The sequence below is a fragment of the Rhizobium sp. WSM1328 genome (assembly GCF_057653715.1).
In genome coordinates this window covers 564722-578547 of record NZ_JBYGKO010000003.1, presented here as the reverse complement: position 1 = coordinate 578547, position 13826 = coordinate 564722, and the positions used below count along the sequence as shown (strand labels likewise).

Sequence of the window (13826 nt, the reverse complement as noted above, 5' to 3'; positions counted from 1 at the left end):
GGATGCATGCGCGCCTACATAGTCGGTAACGTCGCCATCGACGAAACCATCGCGGTCTCCGAACTTCCCGTTATCGGTGCCTCCATCCTCGGCAATGCCGGTGGCAGCGATCTCGGCGGCAAGGGCACGAACCAGGCGGTCGTCATGGCCCGCTGCGGCGTTCCGACAACGCTGGTGGCGCCCATCGGCAGGGATGCGAGGGCCGATACAATACGCCATTACCTCGCGGACGAACCGCTTCGGAGCGAACTGATCGAAATGGAAAATGCATCGAGCGATGTCTCGATCATCTTCCGGCTGCCGGGCGGCGAAAATGCCATCGTCACGACGACGGAAGCGGCGCAGAGCCTGTCCCTGTCCGATGTCAGGCGGATCCTGTCGACGGCCGGCCCTGGCGATCTTATGATGCTGCAGGGCAATCTGTCCGACCAGACGACCCGCGATATCCTGGAGCATGCAAGAGCGATGGGCATGGTCACCGCCTTCAATCCCTCGCCGGTGCGCTCTTATTTCTCTGATCTTTGGGGGTTGATCGACATCGCCTTCCTCAACAAGGGCGAGGCGCAGACCCTGACGGGAACGACGGGCGGGCAGGCTGCCGAATATCTGCTAAGCCGGGGCCTGCGAGACGTCGTTCTGACGCTCGGCAGCGACGGCGCGATGCTCGTGAACCGGCACGATAGTGTCGAAGTACCGGCCCAGGTCTGCGATGTTGTGGATACAACGGGCGCAGGCGATACCTTCATGGCCGCAGCACTGGCATCCTGCGTGATGCGCGGGCAGAGGCTGGACCGTCTAGCCATCGAACACGCAGCCGCGGCCGCGGCCATCACCGTCTCAAGACATGGAACGAGAAAGGCGTTTCCGACCATTTCCGAGCTTGAAGCGATCCTGAGATAGCCGGCTCCGTGTGGCGTGCAGCTTCATAAAACCATCATCAGCCTCTGCGAAGGGATGGGCTCTTCGCGATTCACTCCGTCATATCAGCAGCATCCGGACTTTCCTCATGACATCACCCTCGATTTCCGCGCGTCTTTCCCCGACCGCCTCGTCCCGCCTCGTTGTGCTTGCAGAAACGGTATTGAAGGCGGGCGAAACCGCCCGCGGCTCGCTGCGGCGACGAACGTCGGCAGAAATGCTCGCCAAGGCGCCGCGCGATTATCAGACCGAAATCGATGTCGCCGTCGAGCGGACCATCGTCAACGAGATGACGAAGGCCTTCCCGGACTATGCCATCCAGGGGGAAGAAGCCGTCGGCAACCGCACGGCGGGTCCTGAAACGCCGATCATTTACATCGACCCGATCGATGGCACGACCAATTACGCCTGGGGTATTCCGCATTTCGGCATGACGATCTCGATCGTCGAAAGCGGCAGGCTCGTCATGGGCGTCGTCTACGACGCCATGCAGGACGAGCTGTTCAGCGCCGAAATCGGCGGCGGCGCTTATCTCAACGGCGAGCGTATCCGCTGCGCCGATGTCGGCGACATCGAGAATGTGCTCGTCGGCGCCGGCCTGCCGATCCCCGGCCAGATCAAGGCGGTTGCGGAAGAGACCTATTTCGACGCGATCAAACGCCTGATGGCGAATACGGCGGGTGTGCGCCGCCTCGGCTCGGCGGCCCTGTCGATTGCCTATGTCGCCTGCGGCCGGCTGGACGGATTCTTCGAAGACGGGCTCGCCATCCATGATTTCGGCGCCTCGGCGCTGCTGGTCGAAGAGGCGGGCGGTATCGTCACCCGGTTTTCCGGGGCCGAAGTCAACGGGCGGGGCGATATCCTTGCCGCCAGCAAGGCACTGCATCCCTGGCTGCTGGAAGGCTTCCAGAGCAAGGCGTGAACCGGCGCAATCCGAGCGTCTAAACCCGCAGGAGTTCTTCGATCTCCACATCGCCCTTTGTCGGCATCGACTGATGGACGAGCTCGTTGTCGCGAAAGACGAAAAAGCCGGCGAAGCTCGGCTCGACCCTCATCCCGGTCCGGATGCGATCGTCCGGCGCCACCATCGCCTTCAGACGGCTGCCGTCGGCAAGATCGACATCGACCATCTTGTGGGTGCCGAAATCGACGGCGCGATGGACTGTTGCGGCATCAGGCCGGTCCACGGGACGGATCGTCAGTGCTTCCGGGCGGGCGGCCAGCATCACCGGCCCATCCTCGACGGGAACAGTAAGCTGGAACAGCGGTTCGGGCGTCTCGGCAGGAAAATTGCACAGCTGTGCTCTTTGCACCGTGTGGAAATCGGCGGCAGGAGACACTATCTCTTGCGGAAAAGGAGATATCCAATGACCGAAGAACGTGCAGTCCTCGCCGGTGGTTGCTTCTGGGGCATGCAGGACCTCATCCGCCGATACAAGGGCGTGATTTCGACCCGCGTCGGCTATACCGGCGGCGATGTGCCGAATGCCACCTACCGCAACCACGGAACCCATGCCGAGGCGATCGAGATTATCTTCGACCCCGCAAGGATCAGCTATCGGGAAATCCTCGAATTCTTCTTCCAGATCCACGACCCGAGCACGCGCAACCGCCAGGGCAACGACGTCGGCTTGAGCTACCGCTCGGCAATCTTCTACGTCACCCCTGAGCAGGAGCGCGTCGCCAGAGATACGATCGCCGATGTCGATGCATCGGGCCTCTGGCCCGGCAAGGTCGTCACCGAAGTCGTGCCGGTCAGCGATTTCTGGGAAGCCGAACCCGAGCATCAGGATTATCTGGAGCGGATTCCGAACGGCTATACCTGCCATTTCGTCCGGCCCGGCTGGAAACTGCCGGTCCGCCAGAAGATCGCCTGAAATTGATCAGGCTCCCATCGCCGCGCGGCTGGTTTCCAGAAGCGCGGCGACGAGATTTGTCCTCGGCGAGGATCGCGTCACCACGATGCCGACGGTGCGCACGGCGGACGAGCGGGGCAGGGGCAGCTTGAGGATATCAAGGCCAGCCGGCCAGGGCGGCGCCCAATCCGGCACGATCGAGATTCCGAGACCGCGGTCCACCATCACCGCGATTGCCTCCAGCGCGTCGAGCTCATAACGCTCGACCGGGCGGATGCCGATCTCGCGCAGATACTCGTCGGCGATGTGACCACCCCACTGGTTGCGGTCGTAGCGGATGAAGGGCAGGGTCTGCAGCAGTTCGAGCGGATCCGCCCCTTCGCAATCCCGCGGAGCGATCAGCACCAGGGGTTCTTGGCGCAGCTTGTTGAAGGTCAGCGTCTTCTGCATCGGAAATCGCGGCTCGATGATGAAGGCTGCGTCCAGCGTGCCGTTCAGGACCTCGGCATAGAGGTCCATTGACGCGCTTGGCTTGAGGAAGATCTCGATCAGCGGGTAATCCTGGGCGAGACGGTGGAGAATGTCGGGAACGAGGCCGGTCAGCGCCGTATTGATCGCCCCGATCCGCATCTCGCCCGAAATCGTCGCGGTGCCGGCCATCGCCTTCAGGTCGCGTGTATCGCGCACCAGATCCCTGCAGCGGTCGAGAATGGCAAAACCCGCCTCCGTCGGCCGCATCACGCGGCCGGAACGCACCAGCAGCCGCACCCCGAGCTCGGCCTCCAATGCGCGGATGCGCTGGGCAACGGCGGCAGGCGTGAGGTTCAGCCGCTGGGCCGCCTCCGCCAGCGAGTGCCGCTCGGCAACGACAATGAAGGTATCGAGAAAACGTGTGTCCATCGATAGTTTTTCTATCTCTTGAACGAAGCAGAAGCCATATTTTATTTACGATCGATTGCTCCGAAAGATGGCCCGACCATATGAGGAGACGAACGGAATGGATTTCGGCCTGAAGGACAAGACGGCCCTGGTGCTTGGCGCCGGCGGCGGACTGGGCAGCGCGATTGCCGTCAAGCTTGCGCGCGAAGGCGCCAGAATCGCTGCGGCAGATATCGATCTCGCCGCCGCTGAGAAGACCGCGGCTGCGGTCGAATCCGAAGGTGGCAAGGCGCTGGCACTGCAATGGGATCTTTCCGATCTCGGTTCGATCGATGCGCATGTCACTGCAATCGAGCGCCAGTTCGGACCGGTCGATATCCTCGTCAACAATACCGGTGGCCCGCCGCCGACCACCGTCTCCGGTCAGGATCCGGCGGTCTGGAGCCAGCATTTCCAGAGCATGGTGCTCTCCGTCATAACAATCACCGACCGCGTGCTGCCGCAGATGCGGGCGCGCAAATGGGGGCGCATCGTCACCTCGACCTCGTCGGGCGTGGTCGCGCCGATCCCCAATCTCGGCCTCTCCAACGCGCTGCGCCTGTCGCTGGTCGGCTGGTCGAAAACACTGGCGCGTGAGGTCGGGCGCGACGGCATCACCGTCAACATCGTCCTGCCGGGCCGCATTGCCACCGGCCGCATCACCTTCCTCGACGAGCAGAAGGCCAAACGCGAAAACCGCTCCGTCGATGACGTCGTCACTGAGAGCACCGGCAGCATTCCGCTCGGCCGCTATGGCCGGCCGGAAGAATATGGCAATGTCGTCACCTTCCTGGCAAGCGAACCTGCCTCCTATCTCACCGGATCGGTGATCCGCGTCGATGGCGGCATGATCCAGAGCATCTGACAGAAACCGAATTGGAACCGATACCCGATGGCCCTCAGCGCTGAAGCGATAGCAACCCTCAAGACCGTCTCGACGGCGACCCTGACGACCGTTCTTCTGAAGAAGGGCCTGCGGAACGTCTGGATCCGCGGCGCCGTTCCCCTGAAGCCCGGCCAGCCGTGCATCGTCGGCCCGGCCTTCACCCTGCGCTTCGTTCCGGCTCGCGAAGATCTGGCGACGCCGGCATCCTGGGCCTCGCCGATCTCGACGCGCGCCGCGATCGAAGCGATGCCGGAAGGCTGTGTCGCCGTCGTCGACGCGATGGGCGTCACCGATGCCGGCATCTTCGGCGATATCCTCTGCGCCCGCATGCAGAAGAGAGGCGTTGCCGCACTCGTCACCGACGGCGTCATACGCGACCTTGCCGGCGTGCTCGACACCAACCTGCCGGTCTGGTGCCGCGGCGTCGCAGCACCCCCATCCGTCGCCGGCCTCACCTTCGTCGCCTGGCAGCAGCCGATCGGCTGCGGCGGCGTGGCTGTTTTCCCTGACGACATCATCGTCGTCGACCAGGACGGCGCGGTACTGATCCCGGCCGATCTGCTGGAGGCGGTGCTGGCCGAAGCGCCGGAACAGGAGCGCATGGAAGCCTGGATCATGACTAGGATCGATGAAGGCGTATCGCTGCCCGGCCTGTACCCGATGAACGCGGAAACAAAAGCGCTTTACGAGGCCTCGAAGAAGTAAAGCTCCGGGCCAGGGCGGATTGTAGTGGGCACGGTTTCGCCCAGCCCGTAACCCAAAACGTGAATTGCTTTGAGACAGAAATTTCCCCGATTTTTCTGCGGTGGCGATTTTTGTCGCGAACTTAGGATTTTTGCAACATTTGAACGGCCGGCTCCGACCCCATCTCGGCCGTTCATGGCAGGAGGCGAGGACGCCTAGAGCGGACTTTGCAGGTCGACATTGACTTGGATCATATCTGTCACATGTTTCGGGACTTTCGCGACAGGAATCCATGGAGTCGGTTCTGCCGATGACACCTGATGAAATGAAGATCGTGCGGCGAGCTTATGCGAAGCAGATCACGGCGGCTGCGAGAGTTGCCGATGAGCGTGTTGAAACAGCTTTTGCCGAAGTGCCGCGGGAAGATTTCCTTGGTCCCGGTCCGTGGCCGATCTTCCGAATGCGAAAAGCCTATGTTCCGACCCCGGCCGCCGACCCGGTTTACCTCTACACGGATGACGTTGTTGGTATCGTCCCTGAGCGCCACATCAACAACGGACAACCGTCACTTCATGCCTTCCTGCTTTCGCAGGCTGCGCCGCGAGCGGGCGAGCATATCGTGCATGTTGGCGCTGGTGCCGGCTACTATTCTGCGATCATGGCGAAACTCGTTGGCGCATCCGGCAAGGTGACGGCGATCGAGTTCGAGCCGGAGCTTGCCGCACGCGCGAAAGCAAATCTCGCTCCCTATCCGAATGTTTCCGTAGTTCCGGGCGATGGCAGTTCCGTGGCTTTCGATACAGCCGATGTGATCTATGTGAACGCGGGCGCGACCCGGCCCGCGAATATCTGGCTGGACCGGCTCAATAATGGCGGAAGGCTGATCCTACCGCTTACGACCGATCTTGGATTTACCAGCAGCAATTGGAGCAACATGCACCTTCGCGGTGCGGTGTTCCTCGTGATGCGCAGGGGTGAGGATTTCACGCGCAATGGATTTCGCCGGTCGCCATCTTCCCCTGTGAAGGAATGCGCGATGAGGAATCGGAAAAAGCGCTCGCGGCGGCGTTCGAAAGCGGGGAGCACAAGCGGGTGACCCGGCTGTATCGTACTGATGAGGTGCCGGTCGAGCGATGTTGGGTTCGTGCTCCCGGCTGGTGCCTAGCCTATGCTTAGGAGACGGTTCGGCATCATACCGTCGCGTAATTCCTAAATTCCGCGACAGTACCGGAAGCTCTGATTTTCCAGGGATTTTCTGTCGCCTTCGCGGCCCTTTTATTTTGGCGCAGATGGAAGCTCCTCCGGTAAGCCGGAAAGCCTCCGCAGCATCTCAATAACGAGGCACGTAATCCAACCCGCCGTCGATCCGTGCCGGGCGTCCGTCGAGGAAAAGCTCGCCGATGCGCGGCGCCGAGCGGGCGATGACCTTGCCGCGGCGGATGACCGCCAAGCGGTTCGGCTTCAGCCGCAGCGCTTCCAGCGTGTCGCTGGCCTGGAGGATGACGAGGTCGGCGTTGCATCCCTTTTCCAAGCCGTAATCTGCAAGCCCCATCGTCTTCGCCGAATTGACGGTCAGTGCGTCGAAGATCCTCTTTTTGTCGTCGATGCCGGCCATCTGCGCGACATGGATCGCCATATGGCCGACCTCCAGCATGTCGCCCGATCCCATCGAATACCAGGGGTCCATGACGCAGTCGTGCCCGAAGGAAACGTTGAGCCCGGCATCCATCAATTCGCGCACGCGGGTCATGCCGCGGCGCTTCGGATAGGTGTCGTGCCGGCCCTGCAGCATGATGTTGATCAGCGGATTGGGGATGACGTTGATCTCGGCCTCCGCCATCAGCGGAATGAGCTTGGAGACGTAGTAATTGTCCATCGAGTGCATCGAGGTCAGATGCGAGCCGGCGACGCGCCCCTGCAAGCCGAAGCGGATGGTTTCCGCAGCCAGCGTCTCGATATGGCGCGAGAGCGGATCGTCGGTTTCGTCGCAATGGATATCGACCGGCAGGCCGCGATCGGCGGCGATCCGGCAGAGCGCCTCGACCGACGCCGTACCTTCGCCCATCGTCCGTTCGAAATGGGGAATGCCGCCGACGATATCGACGCCCATGTCGAGGGCGCGGTTGAGCGCGTCGATCGCGCCCGGCGAGCGGTAATAACCGTCCTGGGGAAAGGCGACCAGCTGTAGATCGATATAGGGCGCGACCTTCTCGCGAACCTCGATCATCGCCTCGACGGTTACAAGCCTGGGATCACTGGTATCGACATGGCTGCGGATGAAGAGCAGGCCCTGCGTGACCGCCAGATCGCAATAGCGCAGCGCGCGATCGACCAGTTCCTCCTTCGTCACGATCGGGCGCAGCTCCCCCCAGAGCGTTATGCCTTCGAGCAGCGTGCCGGACACGTTCATGCGCGGCAGGCCGAGCGATAGGGTGGCGTCCATATGGAAATGCGGATCGACAAAAGGCGGACTGACCAGCCGGCCGGTCGCGTCGATTTCTTCTCCCGCCTGCGCCTGGAGATTACTCTCAATGGCAACGATCTTGCCGCCCTGGATGCCAATATCAATACCCTTTCGGCCATCGGGGAGATTTGCATTTCTGACGATCAGATCGAACATCGGAGCCTCATTGAGTGTGGGCGGTTTCATCGTTCGCCGCGGCGATAGGGCTGCATCAGTGCCTGCGGAACGCGGGCGCGGCGGGCCATGACAGCAAGGGCGGCAATGGAAAGGATATAGGGCGTCATCAGAAACAGCTGATAGGGCACGAGCCCGCTGAGTGCGGTTTGCAGCCGAAGCTGGAAGGCGTCGAAGAAGGCAAAGAGCAGGGCGCCGAACAGCGCGCGGCCCGGCCGCCACGAAGCGAAGACGACGAGCGCGATGCAGATCCAGCCACGCCCCTGCACCATGGTCGGGAAAAAGCTGTTGAACGCCGACAATGTCAGGAAGGCGCCGCCCATTCCCATCAGCGCGCTTCCCATGATGACGGCGCCATAACGCACCTTCATCGGATTGACGCCCTGGGCTTCGGCCGCATGCGGGTTCTCGCCGGTCATGCGGATTGCAAGGCCGACGGGCGTGCGGAAGATGATGTAGGCCATCAGCAGGGCAATAATGATCGCCAGATAGGTCGGCGCCGTCTGGGTGAAGAAGGCCGGCCCGATGAAAGGCAGCGTCGAGAGACCCGGAATGGCGATCGGCTGGAACGGCACGATGGTGGGTGGGGTATTGGCAAGCGGCACGATCAACCGGAAGACATAGTAGCTGAAGCTGGAGGCAAACAGCGTGACGCCGAGACCGGAGACGTGCTGGGAGAGGCCGAGCGTCACCGTCAGGCCTGCATGCAGCAGACCGAAGACGCCGCCGGCCAGCGCCGCAATCAGCAGGCCGGTCCAGAGATCGGCGCCGTGATAGACGGAAAGCCAGCCAATCATCGCGCCGAAGGTCATGATGCCTTCGATGCCGAGATTGAGCACACCGGCCCGTTCGCAAAGCAGGGCGCCGAGCGTGCCGAAAATCAGCGGCGTGGCGATCCGCAGGATTGCCGCCCAGAGCCCGGCGGAAGCAATGATGTCGAACAGCTGCATCATCGCCGGATCCTGTATTGGGTGAAGAACAAGGCAATCAGCATCGTCAGCAGCGACAGCGCCACCGTGACATCAGCGATATAGGTCGGGATGCCGAGGCCACGGCTCATGCCGTCCGCACCCACGAACATGGTGGCCGTGAAAATGGCGGCGAAGACGACACCGAGCGGATTGAGGTTGGCGAGCATGGCGACAACAATACCGGCATAGCCGAAGCCCGGCGACAGATCGGTCGTCACATAACCCTTGACGCCCATGACCTCGATCGCTCCCGCCAACCCTGCAAGCCCGCCCGAGAGACAGGCGACCTTCACCAGCGTTCTGCCGAGCGGGACGCCGGCAAAGACTGCACCAGCGGGATTGAGGCCTGCTGCGCGCGACTGCATGCCGAACACGGTGCGGGACTGGATGAAATGGACGACGACGGCCAGAGCGATCGCGATCGCAAAGCCGATATGCAGGCGCGAGCGGGCGATCAGCTTCGGCAGCATGGCATGATCACTGACGGATTGCGACTGCGGCCAGCCGAAGGCCAGCGGATCCTTGAGGACGCCATCGATCAGCATCGAGACGAACAGCACAGCGATGAAATTCAGGAGCAGGCTGGTGACGACCTCATCGACGGAGAAGCGCAGCCTGAGCCAGAGCGGGATCAGGATCAGCACCATGCCGGCAATCGCGCCGACCAGCAACAGCAGCGGAATGAGGATGGGGGCGGGAAGATTGCCGAGCAGCTTCGAGCTTGCCGCGGCAACGGCGATGGCGCCGAGATAGAACTGGCCCTCGGCGCCGATATTCCAGAGCCGCGCCCGGAAAGCGACGGCGGCGGCAAGCCCCGTCAGCATCAGCGGCGTTGCCCGCGTCAGCGTTTCGGTCGCCGAGAGCCGCGAGCCAAAGGCACCGGTCAGAATACGCCAATAGGCATCGATAACAGGCGCGCCGGCGATTGATATCAGGATGCCGGCCAGCGCCAGCGCTGCGATCACCGCGATCACGGGCGTGACGATCAGCAGGTAAAGCGGACGGTGCTCGCGGCGTTCAAATCGCATGGCCGACCTCTGGGGTTTCCTGCCATTCGCCGGCCATCATCAGCCCCAGCCTGCGGGCGTCGGCGCTTTCGGCCGCGACGGGCGGGGACAGACGGCCGACAACGATCGCCTGTATGCGATCGGCAAGCGCGATCACCTCATCGAGGTCTTCCGAGATCAGCAGCACGGCGGTGCCCTGCCGGCGGGCTTCGAGCAGGCGTGCGTGCACGGCCGCCACGGCCCCTTCGTCGAGACCGCGCGCCGGCTGCGCAGCGATCAGGATACGCGGCCGCCGATGCAGGTTGCGGCCGAGAATGAGCTTCTGCATATTGCCGCCGGAAAGCAGCCGGGTGCGGATGGCTGGCCCGCCGCCGCGGACATCGAAGCCGTCGATGATCTCCCTGGCAAAGGCCATGCCCGCCTTGCGGTTGACGAGGCCATGGCGCGAAAAGGCAGGCGAGGCGAGGCGCTCCAGCACGGCGTTTTCCCAGATCGCCATTTCGCCGATCACGCCCTCCTCGTTGCGGTCCTCGGGAATGCGTCCGATGCCGGCATCGACGACATCGGCGACGCCGAGATTGCCGATGGCTTCGCCAAACAGCAGCAGGTCGCCGGCGTTCCGAGCCAGCATACCGGAGAGAAGATGCGCCAATGTCGCCTGGCCATTGCCCGAAATGCCGATGATGCCGAGGATCTCTCCTTGATGCAGCCGGAAGCTGACCGACTTCAGCCGATCGATGCCGCCGGTGCGCACCGTCACATCGGCCGCTTCAAGAGCAACGGCGCCGGGTGTCGACGGTTCGCGCACGGGCCGCGTCACACGGCGCCCGACCATCAGTTCGGCGAGTTCCGCCTTGCTGGTTTCCGACGCCTTGCGTTCGGCGACCATCCTACCGCCGCGTAAGACCACGATGCGGTCGGCCGCGGCCATCACCTCGTCAAGCTTGTGCGAGATGAAGATCAGCGACAGGCCTTGGTGGGCCATTTCCCTCAGCGTCGTGAACAGCCGTTCGGCTTCGATATTGGTCAGCACTGCCGTCGGCTCGTCGAGGATCAGGATGCGGGCATCGTTATAGAGCGCCTTGAGGATCTCGACGCGCTGCTGCTCGCCGACCGACAGGTCGCCAAGGCGGGCATCCGGATCGACCTTGAGGCCGAAGCGTCCGGAAATTGTGAGCAGCTTCTTCCGCGCCGCCGACGTCGCCGAGCGCCAGGACCACAGTCTTTCCGTGCCGGTCATGACATTTTCGAGAACGGTCAGATTGGGCGCGAGCGAAAAATGCTGATGCACCATGCCGACGCCGGCGCGGATCGCCGCACGCGGCTTGCCCTGCGGCACCTCCGTGCCCTCGATCAGGATTCGGCCTGCATCCGGCATGTAATGGCCGAAAAGGATACTCATCAGCGTGGTCTTGCCCGCACCGTTCTCGCCGAGCAGGGCGACGACCTCACCCTTGGCGAGCGTCATCGAGATATCGTCATTGGCAAGATTGTCGCCGAAACGCTTGCTGACGCCTGTTATCTCCAGCACAGGCCCGGTCATGACGGCAATCCCGCGACCGGAAAACGGTGCTGCCACCGCCCCTCGGCCTCCAGGCGTGCGGCAAGCGACAGGAGGCGCGGCTCGTGGCCCATCGGCGCCATGATCTGCACCGGCAGCGGCATGGCGTGCTCATCCTGTCCGAAAGGCAGTGTCAAAGCAGGAAAACCCGAAATATTGGCGAGGCAGGCAAGCGGCGCAAATGCCGCCATCCGCTCGAGATGCAGATCCGTGTCGGCATGATCGGACGGAAAGGAACCGATCGCAAGAGGCGCGGAGGACAGCATCGGCATGAGGATGCAATCGACCCTGTCGAACAGTGCCCAGAGGTTACGGCTCACCAGGACGGCATCATCAAGCGTGCTCCAGAGCGATGTCGCTGAGAATGCCCGTCCGCGCGCCGCGAAGGCCTGCGTGAGAGACTCGGCCCTGCTTTCATCAAGAGCCGCCGCCTTGATGAGTGCTGCAAGGTTGACCGAGACGATATCGGCGAAGGTGCTGCCACTGGCAGCGACGCTCCATTCGAATTCGGCCCAGTTCAGCGGAACGATCTCGTGTCCGTCGCCCTCCAGCGCACGCGCCGCAGCCTCGACGGCTGCGAGCCGATCGTCCTCCGTCGGATAGGCCGAGCCGGTATCAACAAGCAGGCCGATCCGCAAATGGCCATTGTCAATATCGATAGGGGAGGGGTCGGGAAAAGGTCCTCGCGATTTGCCGCTCAGCCTGTCGAAAATCAGCGCCGTATCCCGCACCGAACGGCAGACCGCGAGTTCGCTTGCGATACCGGCCAAGTGGTTGCCGAAGGATGGCCCGCCCGGGATGGCGCCGCGCGTCGGCTTCAGTCCGACGAGGCCACAGCAGGCGGCTGGCACACGGATCGAGCCGCCGGCATCGGTGGCATGCGCAATCGCGACGATCCCGGCGGCAACCGCTGCCGCCGCACCGCCGGAGGAGCCGCCCGCGGTGCGTGCCGGATCGAGTGGGTTGCGACAGATCGGCCCGATCACCGGTTCGCTGGCGAGCGACAGGCCGAATTCCGGGCTCGTCGTCAGGCCGAACAGACAGAAGCCGGCGTCGCGGAACCGGGCAGCCAGATCGGAATCCGCTTCGCCGCCCTTTCTTTCGAAAAGACCGGAACCGGCCGTTACCGGCAGCCCGGCAAAGGGGCCGCCAAGATCCTTCGCCAAGGTCGGCACGCCGGCAAAGGGCCTCGCGGCAAAGCGATCGGGCGCGCTCCGCCGCTCACTGTCGCGGTCGTCGGCCGAGGCAAGGCCCATGGCGGCATCGAGATAGGCGATGGCGCCGAGCGGCTCCTGCAGCACGGCTGCGGCAAGGGACGCCTGCATCGCCTCCGCAGCGCTCAGGCTGCCATGCCTGATCGCTGCCGCCAGATCCGTCGCATCGCCACGCATCAGCCGAATTACTTCGGCTCGTCCATCATCTTCGGAACTTCGAAGCTGCCGGCCTTGATCTCCGCCCGCTTGGCTTCCATCGCAGCCTCAGCCTCGGCGGGCGCCACGCCCTTCACGAAGACGATATCGCTGCCGCCTTCCTTCATCAGGCCGTAGGAGGTGTAGTTCCGGCCGACCGGCTTTCCGGCAGCGACATCGGCGATCGCAGCGTCCAGGATTGGGCGGAAGTACCACATGGCGTTGGCAAACACCGTATCCGGATAACGTGGCGTATAGTCGATCAGCGAGCCGACCGATTTGATGCCGCGTTCCTTGGCGGCATCGGCGGTGCCGATACGCTCGCCGAACAGAATGTCGGCGCCGGCATCGATCTGGGCAAGGCCGGCTTCGCGGGCCTTCGGCGGATCGAAGAAGGTACCGATGAAGGAGACGAGATGCTTGGCATCGGGATTGACGGACTTGACGCCTGCCGCGAACGCATTGATCAGCATGTTGACCTCGGGGATCGGAATGGCGCCGACTGAACCGACGACATTCGACTTGGTCATCTTGCCGGCCAGCATGCCGGCGAGATAGGCGCCGTCATGGTTCCAGGTGCCGAAGACGCCGAAATTGTCGCCGGCCTGCTCGCCGCTCGAACCCAGCACGAAAGCGGTATCGGGATAGTCGACCGCGACCTGCCGGGCTTCTTTCTCCACCGCATAGGCCTCGCCGATGATCAGCTTGTTGCCCTGTTCGGCATATTCGCGCATGGCGCGCGGATAATCGGTGCCGGAGACGCCTTCGGAGAAGACATATTCGATCACGCCTTCCTTGGCGGCGTCCTGCAACGCCTTGTGCAGACAGGAGTTCCAGGCGTTTTCGACCGGCGACGCATGGATGCCGGCAACCTTCAGCGGTGCAGCAGCCCTTGCCAGCGGGGCAAAGCCGCTGACCCCAAGCGCAATGCCGGACGCGATCACTGCCCGGCGTGAAATCAGGATATCTTTGGTCATT

At 63.1% G+C, this 13826-nt stretch carries 13 protein-coding genes and 1 pseudogene; 6 read left to right on the top strand and 8 right to left on the bottom strand.

Translation table 11 applies throughout. The features are described from left to right. The first annotated feature begins 6 nt into the window (after positions 1–6). Both AC2444_RS30435 and AC2444_RS30430 read left to right on the top strand, forming a co-directional pair. Positions 7–900, top strand: a complete 894-nt coding sequence (locus tag AC2444_RS30435; RefSeq protein ID WP_113545360.1) for a ribokinase — start codon at positions 7–9, stop codon at positions 898–900. A 106-nt stretch (positions 901–1006) separates the two neighbouring features. Further along, complete coding sequence (locus AC2444_RS30430; RefSeq protein ID WP_128440134.1) at positions 1007–1840, top strand: inositol monophosphatase family protein; 834 nt, start codon at positions 1007–1009, stop codon at positions 1838–1840. Positions 1841–1859: 19 nt separating this feature from the next. Here the strand turns inward: AC2444_RS30430 and AC2444_RS30425 are convergent. Further along, positions 1860–2186 (bottom strand): annotated as a pseudogene (locus AC2444_RS30425) (TOBE domain-containing protein); the annotation flags it as partial. Positions 2187–2285: 99 nt separating this feature from the next. Here AC2444_RS30425 and msrA point away from each other — a divergent pair. Continuing rightward, positions 2286–2795 (top strand): peptide-methionine (S)-S-oxide reductase MsrA, encoded by a 510-nt coding sequence (msrA, locus tag AC2444_RS30420; protein WP_012760071.1) that lies wholly within the window; start codon positions 2286–2288, stop codon positions 2793–2795. A 6-nt stretch (positions 2796–2801) separates the two neighbouring features. Here the strand turns inward: msrA and AC2444_RS30415 are convergent, their stop codons facing one another. Then, a complete protein-coding gene (locus tag AC2444_RS30415; RefSeq protein ID WP_128449577.1) occupies positions 2802–3674 on the bottom strand; it encodes a LysR family transcriptional regulator in 873 nt (290 codons plus the stop codon). 97 nt (positions 3675–3771) lie between these two features. Between AC2444_RS30415 and AC2444_RS30410 the strand changes: the two genes are divergently transcribed. From AC2444_RS30410 to AC2444_RS30400, 3 genes are all read left to right on the top strand, one after another. Beyond that, positions 3772–4557 (top strand): SDR family oxidoreductase, encoded by a 786-nt coding sequence (locus AC2444_RS30410; protein ID WP_128449578.1) that lies wholly within the window; start codon positions 3772–3774, stop codon positions 4555–4557. Between the two features lie 27 nt (positions 4558–4584). After that, entirely contained in the window at positions 4585–5283 is a 699-nt protein-coding gene (locus AC2444_RS30405; protein WP_128449579.1) for a ribonuclease activity regulator RraA, read from the top strand. A 289-nt stretch (positions 5284–5572) separates the two neighbouring features. Next, the gene (locus AC2444_RS30400) at positions 5573–6358 is read left to right on the top strand and encodes a protein-L-isoaspartate O-methyltransferase family protein (RefSeq protein WP_487762920.1); all 786 of its coding nucleotides are present in this window, start codon (positions 5573–5575) and stop codon (positions 6356–6358) included. Between the two features lie 234 nt (positions 6359–6592). Here the strand turns inward: AC2444_RS30400 and AC2444_RS30395 are convergent, their stop codons facing one another. From AC2444_RS30395 to AC2444_RS30370, 6 genes are read right to left on the bottom strand one after another with little or no spacing between them, the layout of a single operon-like run. Then, positions 6593–7882 (bottom strand): amidohydrolase family protein, encoded by a 1290-nt coding sequence (locus tag AC2444_RS30395; protein WP_128449580.1) that lies wholly within the window; start codon positions 7880–7882, stop codon positions 6593–6595. A gap of 26 nt (positions 7883–7908) precedes the next feature. Continuing rightward, complete coding sequence (locus AC2444_RS30390; RefSeq protein ID WP_017997178.1) at positions 7909–8853, bottom strand: ABC transporter permease; 945 nt, start codon at positions 8851–8853, stop codon at positions 7909–7911. Beyond that, a complete protein-coding gene (locus AC2444_RS30385) occupies positions 8850–9899 on the bottom strand; it encodes an ABC transporter permease (protein WP_128449581.1) in 1050 nt (349 codons plus the stop codon). Before AC2444_RS30385 ends, AC2444_RS30390 begins: the two co-directional genes overlap by 4 nt. After that, a complete protein-coding gene (locus AC2444_RS30380) occupies positions 9889–11421 on the bottom strand; it encodes an ABC transporter ATP-binding protein (protein ID WP_128449582.1) in 1533 nt (510 codons plus the stop codon). Before AC2444_RS30380 ends, AC2444_RS30385 begins: the two co-directional genes overlap by 11 nt. Beyond that, positions 11418–12830 (bottom strand): amidase, encoded by a 1413-nt coding sequence (locus AC2444_RS30375; protein WP_128449583.1) that lies wholly within the window; start codon positions 12828–12830, stop codon positions 11418–11420. Before AC2444_RS30375 ends, AC2444_RS30380 begins: the two co-directional genes overlap by 4 nt. Positions 12831–12838: 8 nt before the next feature. Then, entirely contained in the window at positions 12839–13825 is a 987-nt protein-coding gene (locus AC2444_RS30370; protein ID WP_113545367.1) for a BMP family protein, read from the bottom strand. Position 13826 lies beyond the last annotated feature (1 nt).

Bases quoted from the DNA above. Each gene is read 5' to 3' on its own strand.
- AC2444_RS30410 (WP_128449578.1), top strand. From the start codon at position 3,772: ATGGATTTCGGCCTGAAGGACAAGACGGCCCTGGTGCTTGGCGCCGGC.
- AC2444_RS30370 (WP_113545367.1), bottom strand. From the start codon at position 13,825: ATGACCAAAGATATCCTGATTTCACGCCGGGCAGTGATCGCGTCCGGC.
- AC2444_RS30390 (WP_017997178.1), bottom strand. From the start codon at position 8,853: ATGATGCAGCTGTTCGACATCATTGCTTCCGCCGGGCTCTGGGCGGCA.
- AC2444_RS30375 (WP_128449583.1), bottom strand. From the start codon at position 12,830: ATGCGTGGCGATGCGACGGATCTGGCGGCAGCGATCAGGCATGGCAGC.
- AC2444_RS30430 (WP_128440134.1), top strand. From the start codon at position 1,007: ATGACATCACCCTCGATTTCCGCGCGTCTTTCCCCGACCGCCTCGTCC.
- msrA (WP_012760071.1), top strand. From the start codon at position 2,286: ATGACCGAAGAACGTGCAGTCCTCGCCGGTGGTTGCTTCTGGGGCATG.
- AC2444_RS30405 (WP_128449579.1), top strand. From the start codon at position 4,585: ATGGCCCTCAGCGCTGAAGCGATAGCAACCCTCAAGACCGTCTCGACG.
- AC2444_RS30395 (WP_128449580.1), bottom strand. From the start codon at position 7,882: ATGTTCGATCTGATCGTCAGAAATGCAAATCTCCCCGATGGCCGAAAG.
- AC2444_RS30415 (WP_128449577.1), bottom strand. From the start codon at position 3,674: ATGGACACACGTTTTCTCGATACCTTCATTGTCGTTGCCGAGCGGCAC.
- AC2444_RS30380 (WP_128449582.1), bottom strand. From the start codon at position 11,421: ATGACCGGGCCTGTGCTGGAGATAACAGGCGTCAGCAAGCGTTTCGGC.
- AC2444_RS30385 (WP_128449581.1), bottom strand. From the start codon at position 9,899: ATGCGATTTGAACGCCGCGAGCACCGTCCGCTTTACCTGCTGATCGTC.
- AC2444_RS30400 (WP_487762920.1), top strand. From the start codon at position 5,573: ATGACACCTGATGAAATGAAGATCGTGCGGCGAGCTTATGCGAAGCAG.
- AC2444_RS30435 (WP_113545360.1), top strand. From the start codon at position 7: ATGCGCGCCTACATAGTCGGTAACGTCGCCATCGACGAAACCATCGCG.